This window comes from Armatimonadota bacterium, assembly GCA_031459855.1.
Taxonomy (GTDB): Bacteria; Sysuimicrobiota; Sysuimicrobiia; order Sysuimicrobiales; family Humicultoraceae; genus Fervidifonticultor; species Fervidifonticultor primus.
Genome location: JAVKHP010000001.1, coordinates 2,591,050 through 2,609,712, shown reverse-complemented (window position 1 = coordinate 2,609,712; position 18,663 = coordinate 2,591,050). Strand labels below are relative to the sequence as shown.

Annotated in this window: 22 protein-coding genes; all 22 read right to left on the bottom strand. The window is 71.5% G+C overall.

All coding sequences use genetic code 11. From position 1 onward, the window contains the following. Nucleotides 1–4 precede the first annotated feature (4 nt). Nucleotides 5–889, bottom strand: a complete 885-nt coding sequence (locus tag QN157_11985; protein ID MDR7556311.1) for an ABC transporter permease — start codon at nt 887–889, stop codon at nt 5–7. Beyond that, nucleotides 886–1,878: an ABC transporter permease gene (locus QN157_11980; GenBank protein ID MDR7556310.1), complete on the bottom strand. Its 993-nt coding sequence runs from the start codon at nt 1,876–1,878 to the stop codon at nt 886–888. Before QN157_11980 ends, QN157_11985 begins: the two co-directional genes overlap by 4 nt. Beyond that, on the bottom strand, nt 1,878–3,428 hold the full coding sequence (locus tag QN157_11975; protein ID MDR7556309.1) for an ABC transporter substrate-binding protein: 1,551 nt from the start codon (nt 3,426–3,428) through the stop codon (nt 1,878–1,880). Before QN157_11975 ends, QN157_11980 begins: the two co-directional genes overlap by 1 nt. After that, complete coding sequence (locus QN157_11970; GenBank protein MDR7556308.1) at nt 3,425–4,180, bottom strand: DUF6390 family protein; 756 nt, start codon at nt 4,178–4,180, stop codon at nt 3,425–3,427. Before QN157_11970 ends, QN157_11975 begins: the two co-directional genes overlap by 4 nt. Next, entirely contained in the window at nt 4,177–4,437 is a 261-nt protein-coding gene (locus QN157_11965) for a HypC/HybG/HupF family hydrogenase formation chaperone (protein ID MDR7556307.1), read from the bottom strand. Before QN157_11965 ends, QN157_11970 begins: the two co-directional genes overlap by 4 nt. 2 nt (nt 4,438–4,439) lie before the next feature. Continuing rightward, complete coding sequence (locus QN157_11960; GenBank protein MDR7556306.1) at nt 4,440–5,321, bottom strand: NifU family protein; 882 nt, start codon at nt 5,319–5,321, stop codon at nt 4,440–4,442. Next, complete coding sequence (locus QN157_11955) at nt 5,321–5,866, bottom strand: hydrogenase maturation protease (protein ID MDR7556305.1); 546 nt, start codon at nt 5,864–5,866, stop codon at nt 5,321–5,323. The genes QN157_11960 and QN157_11955 overlap by 1 nt, the downstream gene beginning before the upstream one ends. Then, entirely contained in the window at nt 5,863–6,738 is an 876-nt protein-coding gene (locus QN157_11950; protein MDR7556304.1) for a hydrogenase maturation protease, read from the bottom strand. The genes QN157_11955 and QN157_11950 overlap by 4 nt, the downstream gene beginning before the upstream one ends. After that, nucleotides 6,722–8,599 (bottom strand): nickel-dependent hydrogenase large subunit, encoded by a 1,878-nt coding sequence (locus QN157_11945; protein ID MDR7556303.1) that lies wholly within the window; start codon nt 8,597–8,599, stop codon nt 6,722–6,724. The genes QN157_11950 and QN157_11945 overlap by 17 nt, the downstream gene beginning before the upstream one ends. Nucleotides 8,600–8,636: 37 nt before the next feature. Beyond that, nucleotides 8,637–8,903, bottom strand: a complete 267-nt coding sequence (locus QN157_11940; protein ID MDR7556302.1) for a hypothetical protein — start codon at nt 8,901–8,903, stop codon at nt 8,637–8,639. Then, a complete protein-coding gene (locus tag QN157_11935; GenBank protein MDR7556301.1) occupies nt 8,900–9,202 on the bottom strand; it encodes a hypothetical protein in 303 nt (100 codons plus the stop codon). Before QN157_11935 ends, QN157_11940 begins: the two co-directional genes overlap by 4 nt. Next, nucleotides 9,202–9,489 carry a hypothetical protein gene (locus tag QN157_11930; protein ID MDR7556300.1) on the bottom strand — a complete coding sequence of 96 codons (288 nt, stop codon included), beginning with the start codon at nt 9,487–9,489 and terminating at the stop codon, nt 9,202–9,204. Before QN157_11930 ends, QN157_11935 begins: the two co-directional genes overlap by 1 nt. Next, complete coding sequence (locus QN157_11925) at nt 9,486–9,791, bottom strand: hypothetical protein (protein ID MDR7556299.1); 306 nt, start codon at nt 9,789–9,791, stop codon at nt 9,486–9,488. Before QN157_11925 ends, QN157_11930 begins: the two co-directional genes overlap by 4 nt. Before the next feature lie 12 nt (nt 9,792–9,803). Next, a complete protein-coding gene (locus tag QN157_11920; protein MDR7556298.1) occupies nt 9,804–10,100 on the bottom strand; it encodes a hypothetical protein in 297 nt (98 codons plus the stop codon). Beyond that, nucleotides 10,097–11,380: a hydrogenase expression protein HypE gene (locus tag QN157_11915; GenBank protein ID MDR7556297.1), complete on the bottom strand. Its 1,284-nt coding sequence runs from the start codon at nt 11,378–11,380 to the stop codon at nt 10,097–10,099. The genes QN157_11920 and QN157_11915 overlap by 4 nt, the downstream gene beginning before the upstream one ends. A gap of 33 nt (nt 11,381–11,413) precedes the next feature. Next, nucleotides 11,414–11,794, bottom strand: a complete 381-nt coding sequence (locus tag QN157_11910) for a hypothetical protein (GenBank protein MDR7556296.1) — start codon at nt 11,792–11,794, stop codon at nt 11,414–11,416. A 78-nt stretch (nt 11,795–11,872) separates the two neighbouring features. Next, complete coding sequence (locus QN157_11905; protein ID MDR7556295.1) at nt 11,873–12,223, bottom strand: AAA family ATPase; 351 nt, start codon at nt 12,221–12,223, stop codon at nt 11,873–11,875. Nucleotides 12,224–12,738: 515 nt separating this feature from the next. Next, complete coding sequence (locus QN157_11900) at nt 12,739–13,737, bottom strand: ABC transporter permease (GenBank protein ID MDR7556294.1); 999 nt, start codon at nt 13,735–13,737, stop codon at nt 12,739–12,741. Nucleotides 13,738–13,789: 52 nt separating this feature from the next. Next, on the bottom strand, nt 13,790–14,758 hold the full coding sequence (locus tag QN157_11895; GenBank protein ID MDR7556293.1) for an ABC transporter permease: 969 nt from the start codon (nt 14,756–14,758) through the stop codon (nt 13,790–13,792). A 9-nt stretch (nt 14,759–14,767) separates the two neighbouring features. After that, a complete protein-coding gene (locus tag QN157_11890) occupies nt 14,768–16,342 on the bottom strand; it encodes an ABC transporter substrate-binding protein (GenBank protein ID MDR7556292.1) in 1,575 nt (524 codons plus the stop codon). Nucleotides 16,343–16,545: 203 nt separating this feature from the next. Next, nucleotides 16,546–17,511 (bottom strand): alpha-ketoacid dehydrogenase subunit beta, encoded by a 966-nt coding sequence (locus QN157_11885; GenBank protein MDR7556291.1) that lies wholly within the window; start codon nt 17,509–17,511, stop codon nt 16,546–16,548. After that, nucleotides 17,508–18,551 carry a thiamine pyrophosphate-dependent dehydrogenase E1 component subunit alpha gene (locus tag QN157_11880; protein ID MDR7556290.1) on the bottom strand — a complete coding sequence of 348 codons (1,044 nt, stop codon included), beginning with the start codon at nt 18,549–18,551 and terminating at the stop codon, nt 17,508–17,510. The genes QN157_11885 and QN157_11880 overlap by 4 nt, the downstream gene beginning before the upstream one ends. Nucleotides 18,552–18,663 lie beyond the last annotated feature (112 nt).

Genomic DNA, 18,663 nt, shown 5'->3' with positions numbered 1-18,663 from the left:
GCTCTCAGGAGTTGACCGCGCGGGGCCCGGGCTCCTGGTGCCCTGCGGCCTGTGCTGCCGGGTTCAGCCAGAGTTCGAAGTCCCTGCCGATGACCGACAGGGCCAGGGTGATGCCGGCGATGGCCAACGCAGGAGGCGCCGCCCACCAGCTCCACGCGGTGCCCGTGAAGAGCAGCGGGTAGGCGAAGGCGGTGTGCAGGATCAGCCCCCAGCTGATCTGCGTCGGATCCCCCAGGCCGAGCAGCGCCAGCGTGGCCTCCATGAGGATCGCCCACCGCACGGTGAGCAAGAACTTCGTCCACAGCACGGGAAGGAGCACCGGCACGATGCAGGTGCGCACGATGCGCACGCCGGGCGCGCCTACCGCGCGGGCCGCCTCCACGTAGTCCTGTTCCATGGTCGTCGCCACCAATGCCCGGACCACCCGGGCGTAGGCCGGCCAGCCCAGGAGCGTGAGGGCGACCACGAGATGGAGCAGGCCGGGCCCAAGCAGCGCCACCAGGAGGACCATCACGGGCAGGTGCGGGATCGCCAGCAGCACGTCGGTGACCGCGAGCAGTACCCCCCGGTACCTCCCCCCGACGACCGTGAGGATCCCGACGAGCCCGGATGCCGTCGTGGAGAGGAAGGCAGCGGCGAACCCCACGGTCAGCGAAACCCGCGCACCGTGGAGCCAGAGGCTGAGGAGGTCTTGGCCGAGGTCGTTGGTGCCCAGGCGATGGGCAGGGGACGGCGGCTCCACGGGCGCACCGACCGGGGCGCGTGGCGGGTAGGGCGCAAGCACGCCGGCCAGAGCTGCCGCGCCGATGGCGGCGAGCAGCACGCCGGCAGCGAGCCACGTCGCCCCCCGTGGCCGGAACCTGCGTCCGACAGCGGGGGCGCGCGTCATCGCGCACCCCCGCGACGCAGCCGCGGATCCAGCATGGCCGCCAGCGCATCGAGGGTCGCCACCGTGGCCAGTGCCGCCACGCTCGCGGTCAGGAAGACGCCCTGCATCACCGGGTAGTCCCGCTGCGCCACGGCGTCGACCAGGAGTAACCCCATCCCCGGGTAGGCGAAGATCCGCTCCACCACGGCCGCGCCGGTCACGGCGTACCCCAGGCGCAGCCCGAGCAACGCCGCCACCGACGGCAGGGCGTTGCGCCACGCGTGCCACAGCACCCCGCGTTCGTCGAGCCCTTTGCCGCGCGCCACCAGCAGGTACGGGGCGCCGAGGGTGGCTGCCAGGGCGTTGCGCGAGAGCAGGAAGAACGCTGGCACGAGGGCCGCGACGAGTGTCGCGCCGGGCAGGGCGGCGTGACGGACCACGTCAGCGACCCACGCGGCGAGGCCACCGGGGCCCTGGTGGGGCAGAAACGGCGTGACCGCGCCGCCTACGGGGAACAGCTGCCACCCTGTGCCCAGCACCACGATCAGGCCCATGGCGACCAGGAACTCGGGGAGCGTCCCGAGGCCCACCACCAGCGGTGTAGCCAGACGCACCAGCGGGCGCTGCGGGGACCACGCCGCCATGGTGCCCAGCGCCGCGCCCAGCGCGGCGGCCACGAGGACCGCCAGACCCACCAGGAATACGGTCCATGGCAGGCGCTCGGCGATCAGCGCGGTCACCGGACGGTGCGAGGTGAGCGATCGCCCCAGGTCGCCCCGCGCCAGGCCGGCCAGGTACTGGACGAGCTGCTGCGCCATCGGCCGGTCGAGCCCGTAGGTGCGCCGCAGCTCGGCCGCCGCCCGTGCTGGCAGGAACGGCGCGCCCTCCGCGCCTCCCGCGGCGAGCGGGCTACCCGGGAGCAGCCGCGGCAGGAAGAAGTTGAGGAGCACCAACGCCGCCAGGACGCCCACATAGCGCCCCAGCGGCCAGCGCCCGGGCCCCGGGGCCATCAGCGGAGGAACGCCAGCTTGTTGTCGGCGAGCGGGATGCCGTTGAGCAGGCCACCGCGCGTCGCCAGCGGGGTGAACTTCCGGCTGTCGTAGATCCAGTAGAAGCGCCGGTAGTACAGCGGCAGCGTGGGCAGTGCTTCGCTGAGCGCGACCTGCATCGCCTCGACGTAGCGTCGCCGCTGCGCGGGGTCCACCGCGCGCGCCTGGAGCTGCGCCAGGCGCACGTATGTCGGCGAGCGCATCACGCTGCCCGCGGCGAACTGGTTGGCGTCCCGGCCGGTGAACCAGGTGCGCAGGTAGTCGGGATCGCCGCCGCTCCCGGTGTGGAACGTCAGCAGCAGCTGAAACCGCCCCTCGGCGCCCAGCTGCGCGCGCATGGCCGCGTCCACGGTGCGCAGGCGGACGTCGATGCCGACCGCGCGGAGCATCTGTTCGATCAGGTCCACGTCGCGTACCGGCGTCGACGTGAGCTCGACCTGCAGCCGGGCCCCATCGCGCCCCTCCAGCACGCCGTCGCCGTCGCGGTCCTCGAAGCCGGCCTCGCGCAACAGCGCGCGGGCGCGGGCCGGCTCGTAGGGGTAGGCCCGGACGCGGGCGGTGTACCAGGGATCCGTGGGCGGGACCACCCCCGCGCTGCCGGGCACGGCGGGCCCCCGCACGATCGTCTCGCCGATCCGTGCGCGGTCGAGGGCGTAGGCCACCGCGTGGCGAAAGGGGCGCAGGCTCGTGGGCGCCTGGTCCAGGTTGAACAGCAGGCGTGCAACCGAGAGGGGTTCGGTCTCCAGCACCCGCAGGTAGGGATGCCCGGCCAGCAGGCGCACGACGTCGTAGGTCGTGGCCATCGCCTGGTCGACCTGGCCGGTCTGCACGGCCAGGACCTGGCGCTCTGCCGGGGTGACCGTGTACCGGATCTCGTCGATGCGCGGGCGGCCGCGGAAATAGCGGTCGAACGCCACGAACCGATACAGGCCGGCCTCGGGCCGATACTCGACCAGGCGGTAGGGCCCGGACCCGACGACCGCGGCGAGGTCGTGGACCCGCTCGGGCCGCTCGATCCCCCGCCAGACGTGTTCGGGGATGATGGGCACCACGCCGGCGATGGTCTCGAGGAACGGCGCGAAGGGCTCGGCCAGGCGCACCACCACGGTCCGCCGGTCGCGCACCTCGACGCCGGTGACCAGCTGGGTGTCGACCCATCGGAACGGGTGGCGGCGGTAGTACTCGAACGAGAACCGGACGTCGTGCGCGGTGAGCGGCCGCCCGTCGTGCCAGGTGATGCCGTCGTGCAGCGTGAAGACGTAGGCCCGGGCGTCCGGACTCGGACGCCACGTCTGGGCCAGCCACGGGATGAGCCCCCGCTCGTCCTTCCAGACCAGGGTGTCGTACACCAGCGTGAGCCGGACGACGCCGCCGGGTCCTAACGTGGAGAAGGCGAACGGCGTGGGGAACCCGACGTCCGTCCACCACGTCAGCCGCAGTACCGTAGGCTGCCCGGCCGCGGTCCCGGCCGCTGCCAGCACGGCCAGGAGGACCACCGCCGCCCGCATCATCGGTCGACCAGCACAGCTCCGCGCCGCGCCTCGTTGGTCAGCGCCAGGTGGTGACGGGTGTAGTACGCCAGGAACCGCAGTTGTCGCGGCGTCAGGCGGTGGCAGGCCCCGCCCCAGTGGATGGCCACCACGTCTCCGGGCTGCACGTCCGCCAGCAGCGCCTTGCCGTCGAACCGCATGAACACCTCGCGCGGCTCTGGCGGTCCCAAAGTCAGACGGTCGTCCACCAGTCGCAGCGGCCGACGCTCGACCACCAGGCGGTCCCCGTGGACGGCCAGCACCCTGCCCCAGCTGACCCTGCACTGGTCCAGGGTCTCGACGGTGTGGGGGATCTCCAGGTGGCCGGTGCGGATCGGCATGCTGAAGACGTGGAAGTTGTGGTGCGGGCGCGCGCCCCGGGGCACCTGCCGGAGCGCCGTCTGCAGAATCCGGGGCGGGAAGCGCCGGCTGAACCGGTCGGTGAGGTGCCGATGGAGGTCGGCGACCTCCACCCGGTGCAGGAGGGCGTTACCGATCCAGTACGCCTCGACGACCTGCACGTCCAGCGGGTCGGCGAGGCCGTTGACCGCGGCGATGAACGCGTAGTACGGGAACGCCCCCGCAAACCGCGCCAGGATCTGCTCCAGGCCGCGATCGGCCGCTCCCTCGGCGACGTAGTCCAGCAGGGCCCGGTTCTCCTCGGGCCCGCAGTAGCCCAGGCGGTTCGGCATGAAACTGAACCGGGCCGCCAGCAGTGCCCCCTCGCGGCTCATGGGGAGGTGTCGTCGGCCGACAGCCCGGCCGCGGCGTCCGCTTCGAGCGCTCGCAGGAAGTCCAGGGTCTCGCGCGCCGTGGCCTCGTCCACCTTCTCCACGGCGAAGCCGGTCTGGATCAGCACCCAGTCGCCGGGCGCAGGGTCGTCCAGCAGCGCGAGGTTGACCAGGCGCGTCACGCCGAGCACCTCGACCCGGCCGAGCCGGCGGTCCGGATCGACGATCTCCAGCAGTTGGCCGGGCAGCGCGACGCACATGGTCAGGTCCGATCTTCAGCGTACCGTGGTGAGGCGGGCGGCGCAACCGCCGCCTCGTCGAGCGCCACGCGTACCGTGCCGCGCTCGACCACTACGGGGAGCAGCTCCAGCGCAAGCGCGGGATCGCGGGCGTGGCGGCCACTGCGCAGGTCGTAACGCTCCTCGTGACAGGGACAGACCAGGAGGAACGCCTCCAGTCGCGCCCCGTCCAGCGAGCCCCCACCCCGTGGGCAGCGGTCGCGCGCCGCGACGATTCTGCCGAACACCGTGCACAGGACCACCGCCGTGCCGCGCAGCATGATGCGTCGCACCCCGAACGAGAACGCCTCCACCGCCCCAGCGTCCGTCCAACCAGCACGGGGGATGAGCGCGTGCACCGGCATGGGGGCGGCTCCTTCCACCTCGATGCCCCGGAGTTCCGGCACCCCCTGTCTGAGCGCCTGCTCCACTCCCGCCCGGAGCGTCACCATCGATGACGCGCATCCGACGCACGCGCCTGCCAGGCGCAGGCGCACCACGCCGTCGGCCACGTCCAGGACCTCCACGTCGCCGCCGTGGCCGTGCATGTACGGCCGCACGTGCTCCAGGGCACGCTCCACCCGCGCCCGCAGCGGGCCCTCGTCCAGCAGCCCGTGATCGGCCAGCACGGGTCCTACCACCGGATCGTCCTGGAGCGCGGCCAGGAGCCCTGCCCCAGACGACGCAGCCTGCAGCGTGGCCACGATCCGGCGCAACGCGTCGTGGTGCAGGTGCATCACCGCCGCTGCGACGTCCAGCACCAGCTCGCGCACCACGGGATCGCTGTGGGCCTCCGCGCGGCGGAACAGCGTCTCCAGCGTCTCGGCGAACGCCATGGGATCGCGGATCGATGGCAGACCGGCCATCAGAGAAGTCGCACCGCGGTCGGCGTCGCGTCGCCCGCGACCAGCATGCCTGCCTGCCGCCACCGCCGCACCAGCGCCACGACCTCGTCTGCGGCGCGAGCCACGGCGGCCGCCACGGCCGGCGTCAGGCCGATCCGCACGCTCTCGACGTCCGCAGGCTCGCAGCCGACGATCGCTACCGCCTTGGGAAGCACGCCCAGCGCCCGGGCCAGCAGCAGCGCACGCCCTGGCGTCGTGGTATGAGGGTCTCCCAGACGCCCGGCCACGGCCCCCCAGTCCGTGCCGCGCAGGTCGGGCACCTGCGGGGTGAGCACCACGACCGTGCCCGGCGGCCTGCCGCGCTGGATGGCGTCCACTACCACCACCAGGTCGTAGCCTTCCATCAAGTCGTGCACCAGCGGGATCCCTCCGATGCCGACCTCGCTGACGCGCACGTCGGCGGGCAGCGCTGCATGGCCTCGCAGCGCCCGCGCCACCGCAATGCCGAAGCCATCGTCCGCCCGCAGGACGTTGCCCATGCAGGCGATGAGGGCGCGGCGTGTCATCCGGTGCGCTGGTGAGCCGGGCACCGGGTGGGGTCACCGGTGCGATGACAGTCACAGGCCGGATCGTTGCACTCGCCGTGGCCCTGGCGCAGCAGCGGCGCGAACTCCTCGGCGAATCGTCGGCCGCCTTCCCGCCGGCCCGCGGCCGTCAACCGATACCGGTCCCCGGCGTCCGGCACACGGTCGACGTAGCCCTGGCGCCCCAGGACCCGCAAGTGCGCCGCAATGACCTGCGGGGGCAGTGGCAGAAACGGCAGCAGGTCCGTCGCGGCGACGGTATCGACCAGCCGTTCGCCCTCGAGCCAGTAGAGAATCTGCAGGATCTCGTCGCGCTCGTGCAGCGCCCGCAGGAGTCCGGCGTCGTGGACCGGCACGAGATCCCGGACGATGCCCACGGCAACCTCCACGGCCGCCGCCGCCGGAGGACTTAGCCCCTCGCCCCACCCGATGTCGACGGGCTCGAGTTCCAGGACCTCGGTGTCGCGGAGGAGCACTCCGAAGTGCCGCGCGACGACCACGAGGTTCTCGAGGCTGATGACGCCTCCCAGCGCCTCTCCGATTCGCCGCTGCACCTCGTCCGGCGGCGGGGACACCGCGGTCGGCGCGTACCGCACGAGGACGCCCGGTGTGCGATCACCGCGCGGCAGCGCCCCCACCAGGAACAACCGGGCGCAGGGCGTCTCCAGCCACCGCTGGACGATGGCCACCGGCGTGTAGGACAGGTCCTCCACCTCCACGTTGGGCGGCCAGATCTCGCCGCGCAACCGATCCACCACCGCTGGCCCAAACGCCAGGTCGCGGGTGTACCGGTAGCCGACGCCGCCGATCAGCACCCGCGGTGCAGATGCGAGGCCGTCACCCGTCGAGCTCACAGGCGCAAGTGTTGACCTCCCGGCTGATCACCCGGTCCATCCCGTCCACGTGGACGTGTGTCGTGCACGGCATGCAGGGGTCGAAGGAGCGGATCACCCGCAGGATGTCGATGCCGCGGTATTCGTCGGGGCTGGTGAACGCCTCCAGGATCGGCGTGTTCAGCACCGCCTCCTCGTAGGGGCCTCCGCGCCCCCAGGGGTCCTTGGGTGACGCGTTCCACGTCGACGGTGTTAGGATCTGGTAGTTGGCCACGGTGCCGTTCTCCAGCACCAGGTGGTGGGTCAGGTAGCCGCGTCCGGCGCCCCAGAAGCCCACGCCGATGCGCAGCCCCCGCCGCGGAACCTCGAAGCGTGTGCTGACACGCGTCTCGCCCTGCTTGAGGTACTGCATGCCGCGCAACCAGTTGTCGAGTGCCACCATCGCGGTGTACGCAATGCAGTAGGCACGGCCGCGGTTACGCTCGAACGCGTTCCACACGGTCGGGATCGTCCACTCAAGTTCCATCTCGGGCATCGCTGCCGCCGGGATCCGCAACCGCAGGCTGCTGCCGGTGGGTTCGATGAAGGCGCTGCTGGGCAGCTTCTGTGCCGCTGCCGTGATCCACATGCGCGTCGTGCACTCCGCCTCCATCACCCGCCGGTCCCACCGCGGCGCCGCGGCCCAGCTGTACTTCTCCTTCCAGTTCTGCCCGACCGGTTTGGGCTTCGTCTCCCGGTTCCACAGGTGGTAGGGGCTCAACGGGTTGCCGGCGAGGTCGGTCGGGAACCGATGCCCGTTCCACGGCTCGTAGTAGGCGTGCTCGACGAACTCCTCCAGGCCGATGTTGAGCGCCTGCAGGCTCGTCGTGACGACCTGCCCGTCGACGACCACGCCTGGAGTCGCCCAGCGCCGCTCGCCCCACTGATCGCACCGGGCGTAGGTCGCGTCGTAGGCCTCGGGGTCGTCCCAGATGCCCGGGTCGATCATGGTGGCCGGCCGCACGCCCAGCTGCCGGTAGCGGGGATCCGCGGCGTAGAAGAACTCCACCAGGTCGTCCCAGAACGCTGCCACCTTCTTGGCATAGTCGAAGAACTGCTGCAACCGCACGTAGATCTGGTTGAACGTGGACAGGGTGACGGTGACGCTCATCCCCCCGGGCACCACCGTCTCGGGGTGCGGGTACTTGGCGCCGATCAGCACGTACGCTTCGCGCGCCACCCGCGTCATGTGCAGCGCTTCCAGGTACAGCTTCCCCGTGAGCGGGTTCAGGTCGACCATCATCTCGCCCACGGTTCGGTAACCATGGACGCCGGCCCGGGGCGCCTCGGTGCGCTGGGCGCGTTCCCACAGCTCCGGGTTGGTGACCGAGACGATGGCCTGGGAGTAGTCGGGTCCGGCCAGCAAGAACAGGTGCAGGGGGTGGTCGTAGAGGAACTCCAGCGCCAGCAGCAGGTTGCGCACCACGATGCCCAGCGGCGGCGGCGCGATGCCGAACGCCATCTCCATGGCGAGCGCCGAGGTCGTCGCATGGACCCCACCGCAGACGCCGCACGCCCGGCTGGTGATGAACAGCGCGTCCCGAGGATCCCGGCCCTTCATGATGACCTCGTACCCGCGGAACAATGTGGCCATGGAGTTGGCGGCGAGGACGCGCCGCGCGTTGAGGTCGACGACCGCGTGAAAGGCCAGCGCCCCCGCGACCCGGGTTACGGGGTCGAAGTCCACAGAGCGAATGTGCCCGTTGCGCCGCAGCAGCTCCTCGATCCGCTCCTCCTCCGTCGCCAGCGACCGGGCTTCGTAGCCGTAGGGGTTGCGTACGTCCTCGCGCAGATGGGCGCGACCCTGAGCGTCGAACTCGATGGGGAGGTTCTTGAAGCACATGAGCGCCTTCGCCTCCGGTGGCGAGCCTGGTCTTCCCCTACAATCGCAACACGACGGTGATGCCCCTCAGGTGCTCGTCGACCTGGCGCAGGCCCGTGAGGAGATCTGCTGCGACGGTGTTGACGGCGCGCAGGCGATCGCCCAGCGGCTGAACCTCGGCGGCGATCGCCTCCAGTCCCTCCGCCAGCCGCTCCAGGTGTCGGCGCGCCCGCACCAGCGCCACGCTCGCCGCCAGCAGGTACCCTGCCAGCACGGCGACCAGCGCCACGGCGGTCAGGCCGGTTGCCCAGACCAGCAGCGTCACGGCCGATCCCCCTCCAGCCTCTGGCGGCCCAGCGCCTGCTCCACTACGGCCGCGTGCTGCGCCACCTCTTGCGTGACTCGGAGCAGGTCGGCCGCGACGTCCGTGGTGACGCCGAGCGCGGCGATCCCCTGCGCGTGCCGTGCGATGCCCAGCCCGGCCTGGAGCGTCTCCGCCGCGTACCGCTCAATGGCGTGCGTCGCCCGCAGGACCCGATGCAGCAGGTACCACACCGTTGGGATGACGATCCCCACGCTCACCAGCAGGGTTGCCCACCAGATCCAAAGCACCGCCGGGGGCATCAGCGCCTCCCTCCCACCGCATGCGCGGCCGCGGCCAGGGCGGCTGCCACCGCCTGCAGCTCGTGTCGCAGCGCTGCCGCGCCAGCGTTGAGCCGCTCCACGTGCAGCGGGAGGTGGCCGGTCTCCACTTCGATGGCACGCACGCCCATGCGAATCCTGGCAAGAAGGCTCGTCGGCTGGCCGCCAAGGCGGTCGAGCACGCCCACCAGTGCCACCAGGTACCCGATGAGCACCGCGGCCAGCGTGGCGACGCCGAGGGCCGCAAGGAGCGTCCATCCGACGATCATGCACGGCCTCCCGTCCGCTCGAGCGCCTCCCTGATACGCTCGGTGGCCGCCCTGAGTCCGCGTGCCTCGGCGACGACGCCCTCCAGCAACAGGGTGGTGCGCTCCAGCAGCGGCACGTGCACCGTGTTGTTGGCCAGGCGCTGGCCCTCGGTCCAGAGGGTGCCCGCGACGTCGTGCACCCGGCGCACGGTCGTCAGGATCGCCTGCAACAGCGCCACGACCACGACCAGCACGACGAGCCCCAGCAGCAGCGAGACGCTCCACACGAGGGTGATGGTGGGCTGGCTGGCGGCGACCGCCATCGCACTCCTCCCTCAGACGCGGGGACCCGCGGGCGCCTGGAGCGCCTGCGCGATCTCCTCCGCCCGCTGCCGGACCGTTCGCGCGGCCTCCCGCAGCTCCCAGGCGACCGCGTTGGTGGAGTCCAGCTCCCAGATGGCCGCCGTGCGGTCGGCGACCTGCCGGACGGCGGTCAGGCACCGGCTCGCGGCCCGTTCGATGCGCCGGGCGGTCATGAGGATCGCCGCCAGGAGGAGGGCCACGACGGCCACGATGACGCCACCGAGGGCCAGGAAGAGGTACCACCGGCTCAACAGCTCGGCGTCGGTCACGACCGCCCCTCCCGCCGCGCCCGGACAACGGCCGGCACCTCGTAGCCGTCAGGGTACTGCTCCTCGGGCCGCGTGCGGCCCGGGCGCTCTGCGGTGCGAAACTGCCACCACTCGTAGAGGGCGTGGAGCGCCCGTTCCAGCGCCGACGGTTCCTTCACGTGTCCCCAGCCGGTCGGTACCCCGCCAGCGGCGTCCCAGCGCAACTCCCGGTTCTGAAACCGCATGCTCAGACGGCGTAGCGGGCGTACGAACGTGCCGGTGATCTTCGCCGGTTTGGTCGACAGCACGGCCCCGGGGGGCGTCTGGTAGAACGGCGTGAACCGGTCGGGGAACCCGGGCATCGTGCAGCCGATGCAGATGCCGCCGGTGTTCATGCAGCCGCCGAGGTGGTTGATGGCGCCACGGCTGGTGATGTTGCACTGCACCACGGGCCCCCAGCAGCCGATCTCGACCAGGCACTCCTTGTCGCCGTAGCGCTCGGCGAAACTCCCCTCCTCGTAGTACCCGGCCCGTACGCACTGCTGGTGCACCGTCTGGCTGAAGAGCCATGCGGGGCGTCCGAGCTCGTCGAACTCGGGTAGCGGCCCCAGCCCCTGGAGGAACAGCAGGATGGCGGCCACGGTCTCCGTGAAGTTGTCGCCCACCGGCGAGCATCCCGGGATGTTGATCACCGGAAGGCCCAGCGCGCTGCGGTACTCCTTGCCGAGGAAGTCCATGACGCCCATGGCGCCCGTCGGGTTCCCGATCGCCGCGGGGATGCCTCCCCAGGTGGCACAGGTCCCGATGGCGATGACGGCCGCCGCACGCGGCGCGAGGCGCTGCAGCCACTCGGCGGTGGGAATGGGGCGACGCACGCCGTCGCGCTCCTCCACCCCCAGCGCCGCCCAGTAGCCGCCGCTTTCCGCGGCCACGCGCTCGTCGGGCACCGAGCCCTCGAAGATCACCACGAACGGCGCGCCGAGCTTGCCCTCCTCGGCTAGGCGGAAGTTGTGGACGAACTCCTCGCCCGCTTCCACCGAGAGCACCGGGTGGTGCAACAGCACCTTGGGCAGGCCGGGGATCGTTCCCGTCAGCAACCCCTCGACGCCGGGATTCGTCGCACCGGAGACGGCGATGGTGCAACCGTCGCAGCTCATTCCCGCCAGCCAGAACGCGTGCACGACGCGCAGGGGACCGAACGGGACCCGCTGCGGTGCCGGCCGCGGCTCCCGCTCCAGGGTCGCACGCGCGGTCGATTCCAGCGTCTGTTCGGGCAGGACGTGGGTTCCCGCGTGCGACATGATTCCGGCCCCCTTCAGGCAGGCATGCACCTCTCAGGCACGCACGTGTCGATCCCGCGACAGGTCTTCCAGGATCTCTGCCAGGTGTCCGATCGCCGCGATACCGGCCGCGCCGGGATCGAGGTCGACCGGCGCCCGTCCCCGCCGGTCGGCAGCCACGAACACCTCGTCGAATGGAATCACACCGAGCAGGCGCAGGCCATGTCGCGCGCAGAAGGCGCGCACCGCGCCGTCGTCCTCAGGGCTGCGAATCTTGTTGGCGACCACTCCCGTCCGGGTCCCACCGAACTCCTGCGCCAGGTCGTACACCCGCCGGCCGGTCTCCAGCGACTTGAAGTACGGCTCGACGACCGCCACGATGGCGTCGGCGTGACGGGGCGTGCCGCGACTGAGGTGTTCCAGCCCGGCCTCCATGTCCGCAACGACCGTCCTGTCCGTTGCCGAGACCAGCTCGCCGATGAGGCTACGCACGGTAGCATGGGTGCGGCACATTCACCCGGCCCCCGCATGATCCACACGCCCCATCAGCACCAGCGTGACGTCGTCGGGTGCCGGCACACCGTACCGTGCGATGATCTCCGCAGCCGGCGTCGTCAGCACGCGGCGCACCGTGCCGTCCTCGTCGACGCGATCCTCCACCAGCGTGCGCGGCAGCGGCGGAAGCGTCGCGGCCTGATCGGGAGGAATCCCCAGCGTGATGGCGAGGTTGGGGTTGGAGTCGCCGTCGATGGCCAGCACCCGACGCCCGCGCCGGGCGAGCAACCGCGCGAGGGTGCCGGCCACGGTGGTCTTACCAGCCCCGCCCTTGCCGCACACCGCGATGCGCAGCGTCCCGTCCGCCACGTCTCGTTCCTCACCATAATGCGCGGGCCGCGGGCGGTCCGTTGACCGCCCGCGGCCCGTCCCACGCGGTTGCCCTCGCCTGTGCGGACATCATGTTCGCTGCGACCGGCATCCGGCCCCCCGCCCCCCGGCTTCTGCCGGGGTTGCTCTGCCGCAACCGACGCCCAGGCGACTCTCGGGTCGTTGCATTAACGGTACCACCTGCTGTCCGCTCACGCAACCCGTCCGGGACCCGGCAACCGACCGCGAGGACAGCGAGCACACCGGCCTGTCCGGTGGTAGCGGTACAGGGCGCATTGACCCCGGCGGACGCACCCGCCTACAATCAACCCTACCATGGGGAACCCGGCCATGGAGCGCCAGCCACTGGCCACTGCCCTCAAACGCGCGCGCACGGCGCGCGGCATGACCCAACACGACGTGGCGCGGGCCGTCGGGGTTACCCAGGGCACCGTCTCCCTGTGGGAACAGGGGAAAGAGGTGCCCTCGCTGCTACACACCCTGAAGTTGTTGCTCTACCTTCCAGAGCTGCGGTACAGCCTGCCACGGGACCAGGCTGACCTGCTCCTGCGGGTGGAGCGGACCCTTTTCGGCGAGCGCTGCACCTGCGGCGACTGTTCCTGCCATAGCCTGGAGCCGGCACCGGTACGCTGAGGGACGACGGGCGGAACCGGCGCAGGCGCCAGCGGCCCATCGACCGGCGCGGACGGGGAGCTCCACCCCGGCGTGTAGAGCCGGTGGAGCCCTTCGGTGATCCCGAAGAGCGCCAGGACGACGAGCGTCAGGGCACCGCCAGGGAACACGGCCAGCCACCACGCGTCGCGGAGATAGCTCTGGGCACTCTGCAGGAGGCTGCCCCAGCTGGCCGTCGCCCGGTCGCCCAGGCCCAGAAAACTCAGCCCTGCTTCGAGGACGATCGCGCGCCCGACCTGTACCGGTGCGCCGATCAACACCGCAGGCAGGGCGTTGGGCAGCAGGTGCCGCGCGATGACCCGCGCGTCACGGGCGCCCACAGCCCGCGCGGCCACCACGAAGTCGCGCTGACGCAGGGACAGGACCTCGCTGCGGACGACGCGGGCGACCACCGGCCAGGTGGTGGCGGCGATGACGAGGGTGAGGACGCTCAGGCGGCTGCCGAACAGGGCGACCAGGAGCAGCGCCAGCAGGAACCGCGGCACGATCTGCACGAGTTCCGCAAGACGCATCAGGCCCTCGTCCCAGAACCCGCCGTGGTAACCCGCCACAGCACCCACGGCGACCCCGATGGAGGTTCCCAGCGTCGTGGCCAGGACACCGACCGCCAGGGATGTGCGCGTGCCATGGACGAGGTTGCTCCACAGGTCACGCCCCAGTTCATCGGTGCCCAACGGGTGCGTGGACGAGGGGGGCTGCAGCGGTACACCGCCGGTGCGCATGGGATCGGCGGACGTCACAGCGTGCGGGAACAGCGCCACGACGCACGCCACGACCAGTACCACACCGCCCGCGGCAAGATCGGGGGGCTGCCACAGCACCCGCCTGCGTCGTCCCGCCGGGTGTCGGCCGTACCGACGACGGCCCGGCGCCTCAGCCATAGGTGATCCGCGGATCGATGGCGCCGTAGAGCACGTCTGTCAGCCAGTGGAGCGCCACGGTGCTCGCCGCGCCCGTGAGCACCAGGCCGAGGATCAGGGGGTAGTCGCGCGTCAAGGTGGCATCCAGGGCCAGCCGCCCGAGCCCCGGCCACGCGAACACCGTCTCCGTCAGCACCGCGCCGGAGACCAGCATCTGCGCGTACCCGCCCATGACCGTCAGCACTGGCAGGAGGGCGTTGCGGGCGGCGTGGGCGAGTACCCGGCCCTGGGAGAGGCCCTTGGCCCGGGCCGTGACGATGTAGGGTTCGGCCAGGGCCTCGAGGAGCTTTAGCCGCATCAGACGCGAGACGGAGGCCAGCGGCTGCAGGGCCAGGGCACAGGCGGGCAACACCAGGTGGTGCAGGACGTCCAGCACGCGCGCCGCTGCCGTGTCGGGCGCTGGCGCTGCCATCATGCCCTGAACGGGCACCCAGTGCAGGTGCCACGCGAAGACCAGCACCAGCAGCAACCCCGTCCAGAAGACCGGCAACGACGACCCGACCGTGGCCGTCACGAGCAGCAGACGATCCACCACGCTCCCGGCACGGGCGGCCGCCCAGACGCCGAGCCCCAGGCCCGCTGCGGTGGCCAGCAGGAACGCCGCTCCCGCCAGCACCAGCGTCGCCGGGAGCCGCTCGACGATCAACGCACCTACCGGGCGCTGCTGGTGCAACGACCAGCCCAGGTCGCCACGCGCCAGCGTCGCCAGGTACCGGGCCAGCTGCTCGGGAAGCGGCCGGTCCAGCCCCAGGCGCTGTCGCACCAGCGCGTAGTACGCCGGCGTCCCGCCTTCCCCGGCCAGCACGTAGACGGGGTCGCCGGGCGCCAGCCGGACCAGGAGAAACGTCACCACTGCCACGGCCGCCAGCATCGGCAGTGCCGTGACCATGCGCCGTCCGGCGAAGCGCAGCAGCAGCAGCACGCGTCGTCCTCAGCGGGCGACGCTCCAGTACGCACGCTCCGCGACGTTCCCCGACCAGGACTGCACGTCGCGCAGCGTCCTGGGGTACCCCACGTACCGAAACGTCTCCACGAGCCAGAAGTACGGGACCTCCTGCCACAGGATCTCCTGGATGTCCCGGTAGTGGCGGCCGCGCTGCGGCAGGTCGAGCGATCGGGTGGCCGCGTCGAACAGGTCGTCGACCCGCGGATTGCGGTAGCCTGCTCCGTTGCTGAAGGGGATGGGCTGGATGTTGCTGCTGACGTACATTCGTTTGACCCCGATGTCCGGATCGGGGCCGTTGCAGTACGATGCGAACGCCAGGTCGAACTCCCGGCGGACGAACACCGTCTGCACCGCCGCGGTGAACTCCATGGGCTGCACGACCACCTCGATGCCGACGTCCCGCAGGTTGTCGCGCATGACCTCGGCGTACCGAATCTGCGTCGTGGCCACCGGGAACGTGAGACGGAGCCGTACGCCGTCTGCCCCGCGGCGCACGCCGGCCTCGTCCAGCAGCGCGTTGGCGCGCGCCGGATCATAGCGTACCGGCGGCAGCCCGGGATGATGCGCCCAGGGGATGCCGCGCGAGATCGGGGCGGTGGCGACGCGTCCGAGCCCCCCCGCGACGGCCAGCACCATGAACTCGCGGTTGAGCGCCTGGTAGATCGCCTGCCGCACCCGCACCTGGTCCAATGGCGGCCGGGTCAGGTTGGGAAACGCCGTGGAGATGCAGAAGGACCCGCCCGGTCCTGCCAGGGCCGGCACGAGCGTGAACGCACCTGTTGCCTGGAGCCGGCGGACGTCAGGAGCGGGCACGGTGTCGTGGTAGTGCACCTCCCCCCGTTCCAGCGCGATCACGGCCAGCGCGGGCTGGGGGAGGATCCGGAAGACCAGCAGATCCATGCTAGGCGCGCCGTGCTTGAAGTAGGCCTCGTTCTTGACGAGCGTCACCTCCGCCCCGCGCTGCCACTCCTTGAACCGGAACGGGCCGGTGCCCACCGGCACTGCGTTCGCCGGATGCTGCAGCACGTCGGTCCCCTCATAGAGATGCCGCGGCAGGATGGGCGCCTCGGTGACGTCGGCCCGCTGCAACAGCGCGCCGAACGGACGCTTGAACCGAAACACCACCGTGTGCGGGTCGGGCGCGTCCACCGCGTCCAGGACGCCCTCCAGACCCGCCCGCGTCCGCGCGTGGTACGTGAGGAGCACGTGCTCGTAGGTGAACTTCACGTCGGCCGACGTGAACGGCCGGCCGTCGTGCCACCGGACCCCGCGCGCCAGCCTGAAGGTGTACGTGCGGCCGTCGGGCGCGACGGTCCACCGTTCGGCCAGATCGGGCACCGGTTGTAGCCGTGCGTCGAGCTGCACCAGGCCGTTGAAGATCGAGTCGGCGACGGTGTGCGCCGGGCTGGCCGTGGTGATGGCCCCGTTCAATGTCCCGGGGTCCGAGGCCGCCCGGATGACCAGCGCGCCGCCATGTCGGGCCTGGCCGCCCACCGTGGCGGCCACCGCTAGCACGAACCCGACTCCAACCGCGCACGTCGCCAGGACAGTCCACCGCATCTGCGTCCCCCTCCCGCGCCGCGGTATGAGCTGGCTGATATGGCGCGCCAACGAAAACCGCCCGCGCTGCCCGGCTGTGGTACCATCGTTGCCGCGCCCCGATCGCGAGCGGTGAACGCTGCCCCGAATGCCGTGTTGGCCTCTGTCGTCGGTCGTGGTTCGCTGCTGCCGTTCGCCGTTGGCCCACGAACTCCTGCGCCCGATCAGTAGGCCGCCAGCCGGCGCATGGCCGCCGCGAGATCGGCAACCTGCGGCTGGAAGGCAGCCTCCAGGACGGGGCTGTGGGGCACCGGTGCATCCGCGCTGGCCACGCGCACGATGGGGCCGTCGAGGTCCTCGAACGCGGCCTCTGCGATGCGCGCGGCCACCTCGGCGCCGACCCCGCCGGTGCGGTTGGCCTCGTAGGCGATGAGGGCCTTCCCGGTGCGACGGACCGATGCGAGGATCCCCTCGGTGTCCAGGGGCGCCAGGCTGCGCAGGTCCACCACCTCCGGGAAGATCCCCTCCGCCGCCACCTGGTCAGCGGCCTGCAGACACTTGTGGAGCATCCAGCCGTAGGAGAACACCGAGAGCGTGGTGCCCTCGCGGACCACCCGCGCCGTGCCGATGGGCACGGTGTAGTCGCCCTCGGGCACCTCCTCCTTCTGGTAGCGGTAGAGGTGCTTGTGCTCGAAGTAGAGGACGGGGTTGGGATCGCGGATCGCCGCCAGCAGCAACCCCTTGGCGTCGGCTGCGAAGGCGGGCGCCACCACTTTCAGCCCGGGCGTGTGGACGAACCAGGCCTCCTTGCACTGGGAGTGGAACGGCCCGCCCTTCACGTCGCCGCCGTAGGGCATGCGGAGCACCAGCGGCAGCGGCCAGCCCGTACGGTAGTGGAACGTCGCCGCCATGTTCACGACCTGGGTCATGGCATCGGTCACGAAATCGGCGAACTGCATCTCCACCACCGGGCGCATGCCCATGACCGCAGCCCCCACGCCGGCGCCCACGTTGGCGGTCTCGGCCAGCGGCCCGTCGATCACCCGCAGCGGTCCGAACTCGTCGAGGAAGCCGCGGGTGATGCCGAACGCGCCCCCGTAGACGCCGATGTCCTCGCCGATGAGGAAGACCCGGTCGTCCTGCCGCATGGCCACCAGCAGGGCGTCGCGGATCGCCTCCAGGTAGGTCATCTGGGCCACGGCAACGTCTCCTGGGCGGGGGCGTAGACGCCGTCTGCCACCGACGCGGGCGAGGGCTCCGGGCTCGCTTCGGCCCAGGCGAGGCCTTCCTCGACCTCCTGGGCGATGCGCTCCTGCATCGCGCGGTCGGCGTCGGCCGTCAGCACGCCGTCGTGCCGCAGCAGGCGTTCGAACAGGACGATCGGATCCCGGGCCCGCCACTGCTCCAGCAGGTCCGGCGGGACGTACGTATAGCGGTCGGCCTCGCTGTGCCCGCGCACCCGCATCGTGCGGCACTCGATCAGCGCGGGTCCCTCACCCCGGCGGGCCCGGGCCACGGCCTCCCGGGCCGCCCGGAAGACCGCCAGGACGTCGTTGCCGTCGACCGCGACCCCGGGGATGCCATAGCCTGGCGCCTTGTCCACGAGGGCCCGGGCCGCGGTCTGGCGCGACAGCGGCGTCGAGTAGGCGTACTGGTTGTTCTCCAGCACCAGCACCACCGGCAGCCGGAACACCGCGGCGAAGTTGACCCCTTCGTGCCACGCGCCCGTGCTGGTGGCGCCGTCACCGAAGAAGGTCATCACCACACGGTCCTCGCCGCGCTGCCGGCAGGCCAGGGCCATGCCCGCTGCCACGGGCACCGAGGCCGCCATGTGGCTGATGAACGGCAGGATCCCCAACCGCGGATCGCCCATGTGCACGTTGCCGTCGCGGCCGCGGGTCGGCCCGCCCTCCCGGTCGAGGAACTGGGCGAAGACCCGGGCGACGCTGATCCCCCGCATGATGTACGCCGCCAGGTCGCGGTGCATCGGCGCGATCAGGTCGTGCGGTGCCAGGGCGTAGGTGGCGCCCACGACGATCGCCTCGTGGCCCCACCCCGTGAAGTAGGCGCCGGGGATCTTGCCCTGGTAGTACAGCTTGATCGCGCGATCCTCGACAGCTCGCTGCAGGCGCATGTAGTAGAGCATCGTCAGTAGGTCGTTAGGCCTCAGCGCATCGCCCGAGGCGCACGCGACGCGCGTCGTCGACGCTGTGGGCGTGTAGGTCTCCATGCGTTACCCTCCGGCCGCGAGTGCCACACGCGGTGCCGTGGGGCACCATTGGGCAGAGCGCAGTGCATGTCCTGCCGCGACGCTGGTAGCGCGTGGTCCGGCAGTGACGCAC

Bases quoted from the DNA above. Each gene is read 5' to 3' on its own strand.
- QN157_11985 (MDR7556311.1), bottom strand. From the start codon at position 889: ATGACGCGCGCCCCCGCTGTCGGACGCAGGTTCCGGCCACGGGGGGCG.
- QN157_11980 (MDR7556310.1), bottom strand. From the start codon at position 1,878: ATGGCCCCGGGGCCCGGGCGCTGGCCGCTGGGGCGCTATGTGGGCGTC.
- QN157_11975 (MDR7556309.1), bottom strand. From the start codon at position 3,428: ATGATGCGGGCGGCGGTGGTCCTCCTGGCCGTGCTGGCAGCGGCCGGG.
- QN157_11970 (MDR7556308.1), bottom strand. From the start codon at position 4,180: ATGAGCCGCGAGGGGGCACTGCTGGCGGCCCGGTTCAGTTTCATGCCG.
- QN157_11965 (MDR7556307.1), bottom strand. From the start codon at position 4,437: ATGTGCGTCGCGCTGCCCGGCCAACTGCTGGAGATCGTCGATCCGGAC.
- QN157_11960 (MDR7556306.1), bottom strand. From the start codon at position 5,321: ATGGCCGGTCTGCCATCGATCCGCGATCCCATGGCGTTCGCCGAGACG.
- QN157_11955 (MDR7556305.1), bottom strand. From the start codon at position 5,866: ATGACACGCCGCGCCCTCATCGCCTGCATGGGCAACGTCCTGCGGGCG.
- QN157_11945 (MDR7556303.1), bottom strand. From the start codon at position 8,599: ATGTGCTTCAAGAACCTCCCCATCGAGTTCGACGCTCAGGGTCGCGCC.
- QN157_11935 (MDR7556301.1), bottom strand. From the start codon at position 9,202: ATGCCCCCGGCGGTGCTTTGGATCTGGTGGGCAACCCTGCTGGTGAGC.
- QN157_11930 (MDR7556300.1), bottom strand. From the start codon at position 9,489: ATGATCGTCGGATGGACGCTCCTTGCGGCCCTCGGCGTCGCCACGCTG.
- QN157_11925 (MDR7556299.1), bottom strand. From the start codon at position 9,791: ATGGCGGTCGCCGCCAGCCAGCCCACCATCACCCTCGTGTGGAGCGTC.
- QN157_11915 (MDR7556297.1), bottom strand. From the start codon at position 11,380: ATGTCGCACGCGGGAACCCACGTCCTGCCCGAACAGACGCTGGAATCG.
- QN157_11910 (MDR7556296.1), bottom strand. From the start codon at position 11,794: ATGGAGGCCGGGCTGGAACACCTCAGTCGCGGCACGCCCCGTCACGCC.
- QN157_11890 (MDR7556292.1), bottom strand. From the start codon at position 16,342: ATGCGGTGGACTGTCCTGGCGACGTGCGCGGTTGGAGTCGGGTTCGTG.
- QN157_11885 (MDR7556291.1), bottom strand. From the start codon at position 17,511: ATGACCTACCTGGAGGCGATCCGCGACGCCCTGCTGGTGGCCATGCGG.
- QN157_11880 (MDR7556290.1), bottom strand. From the start codon at position 18,551: ATGGAGACCTACACGCCCACAGCGTCGACGACGCGCGTCGCGTGCGCC.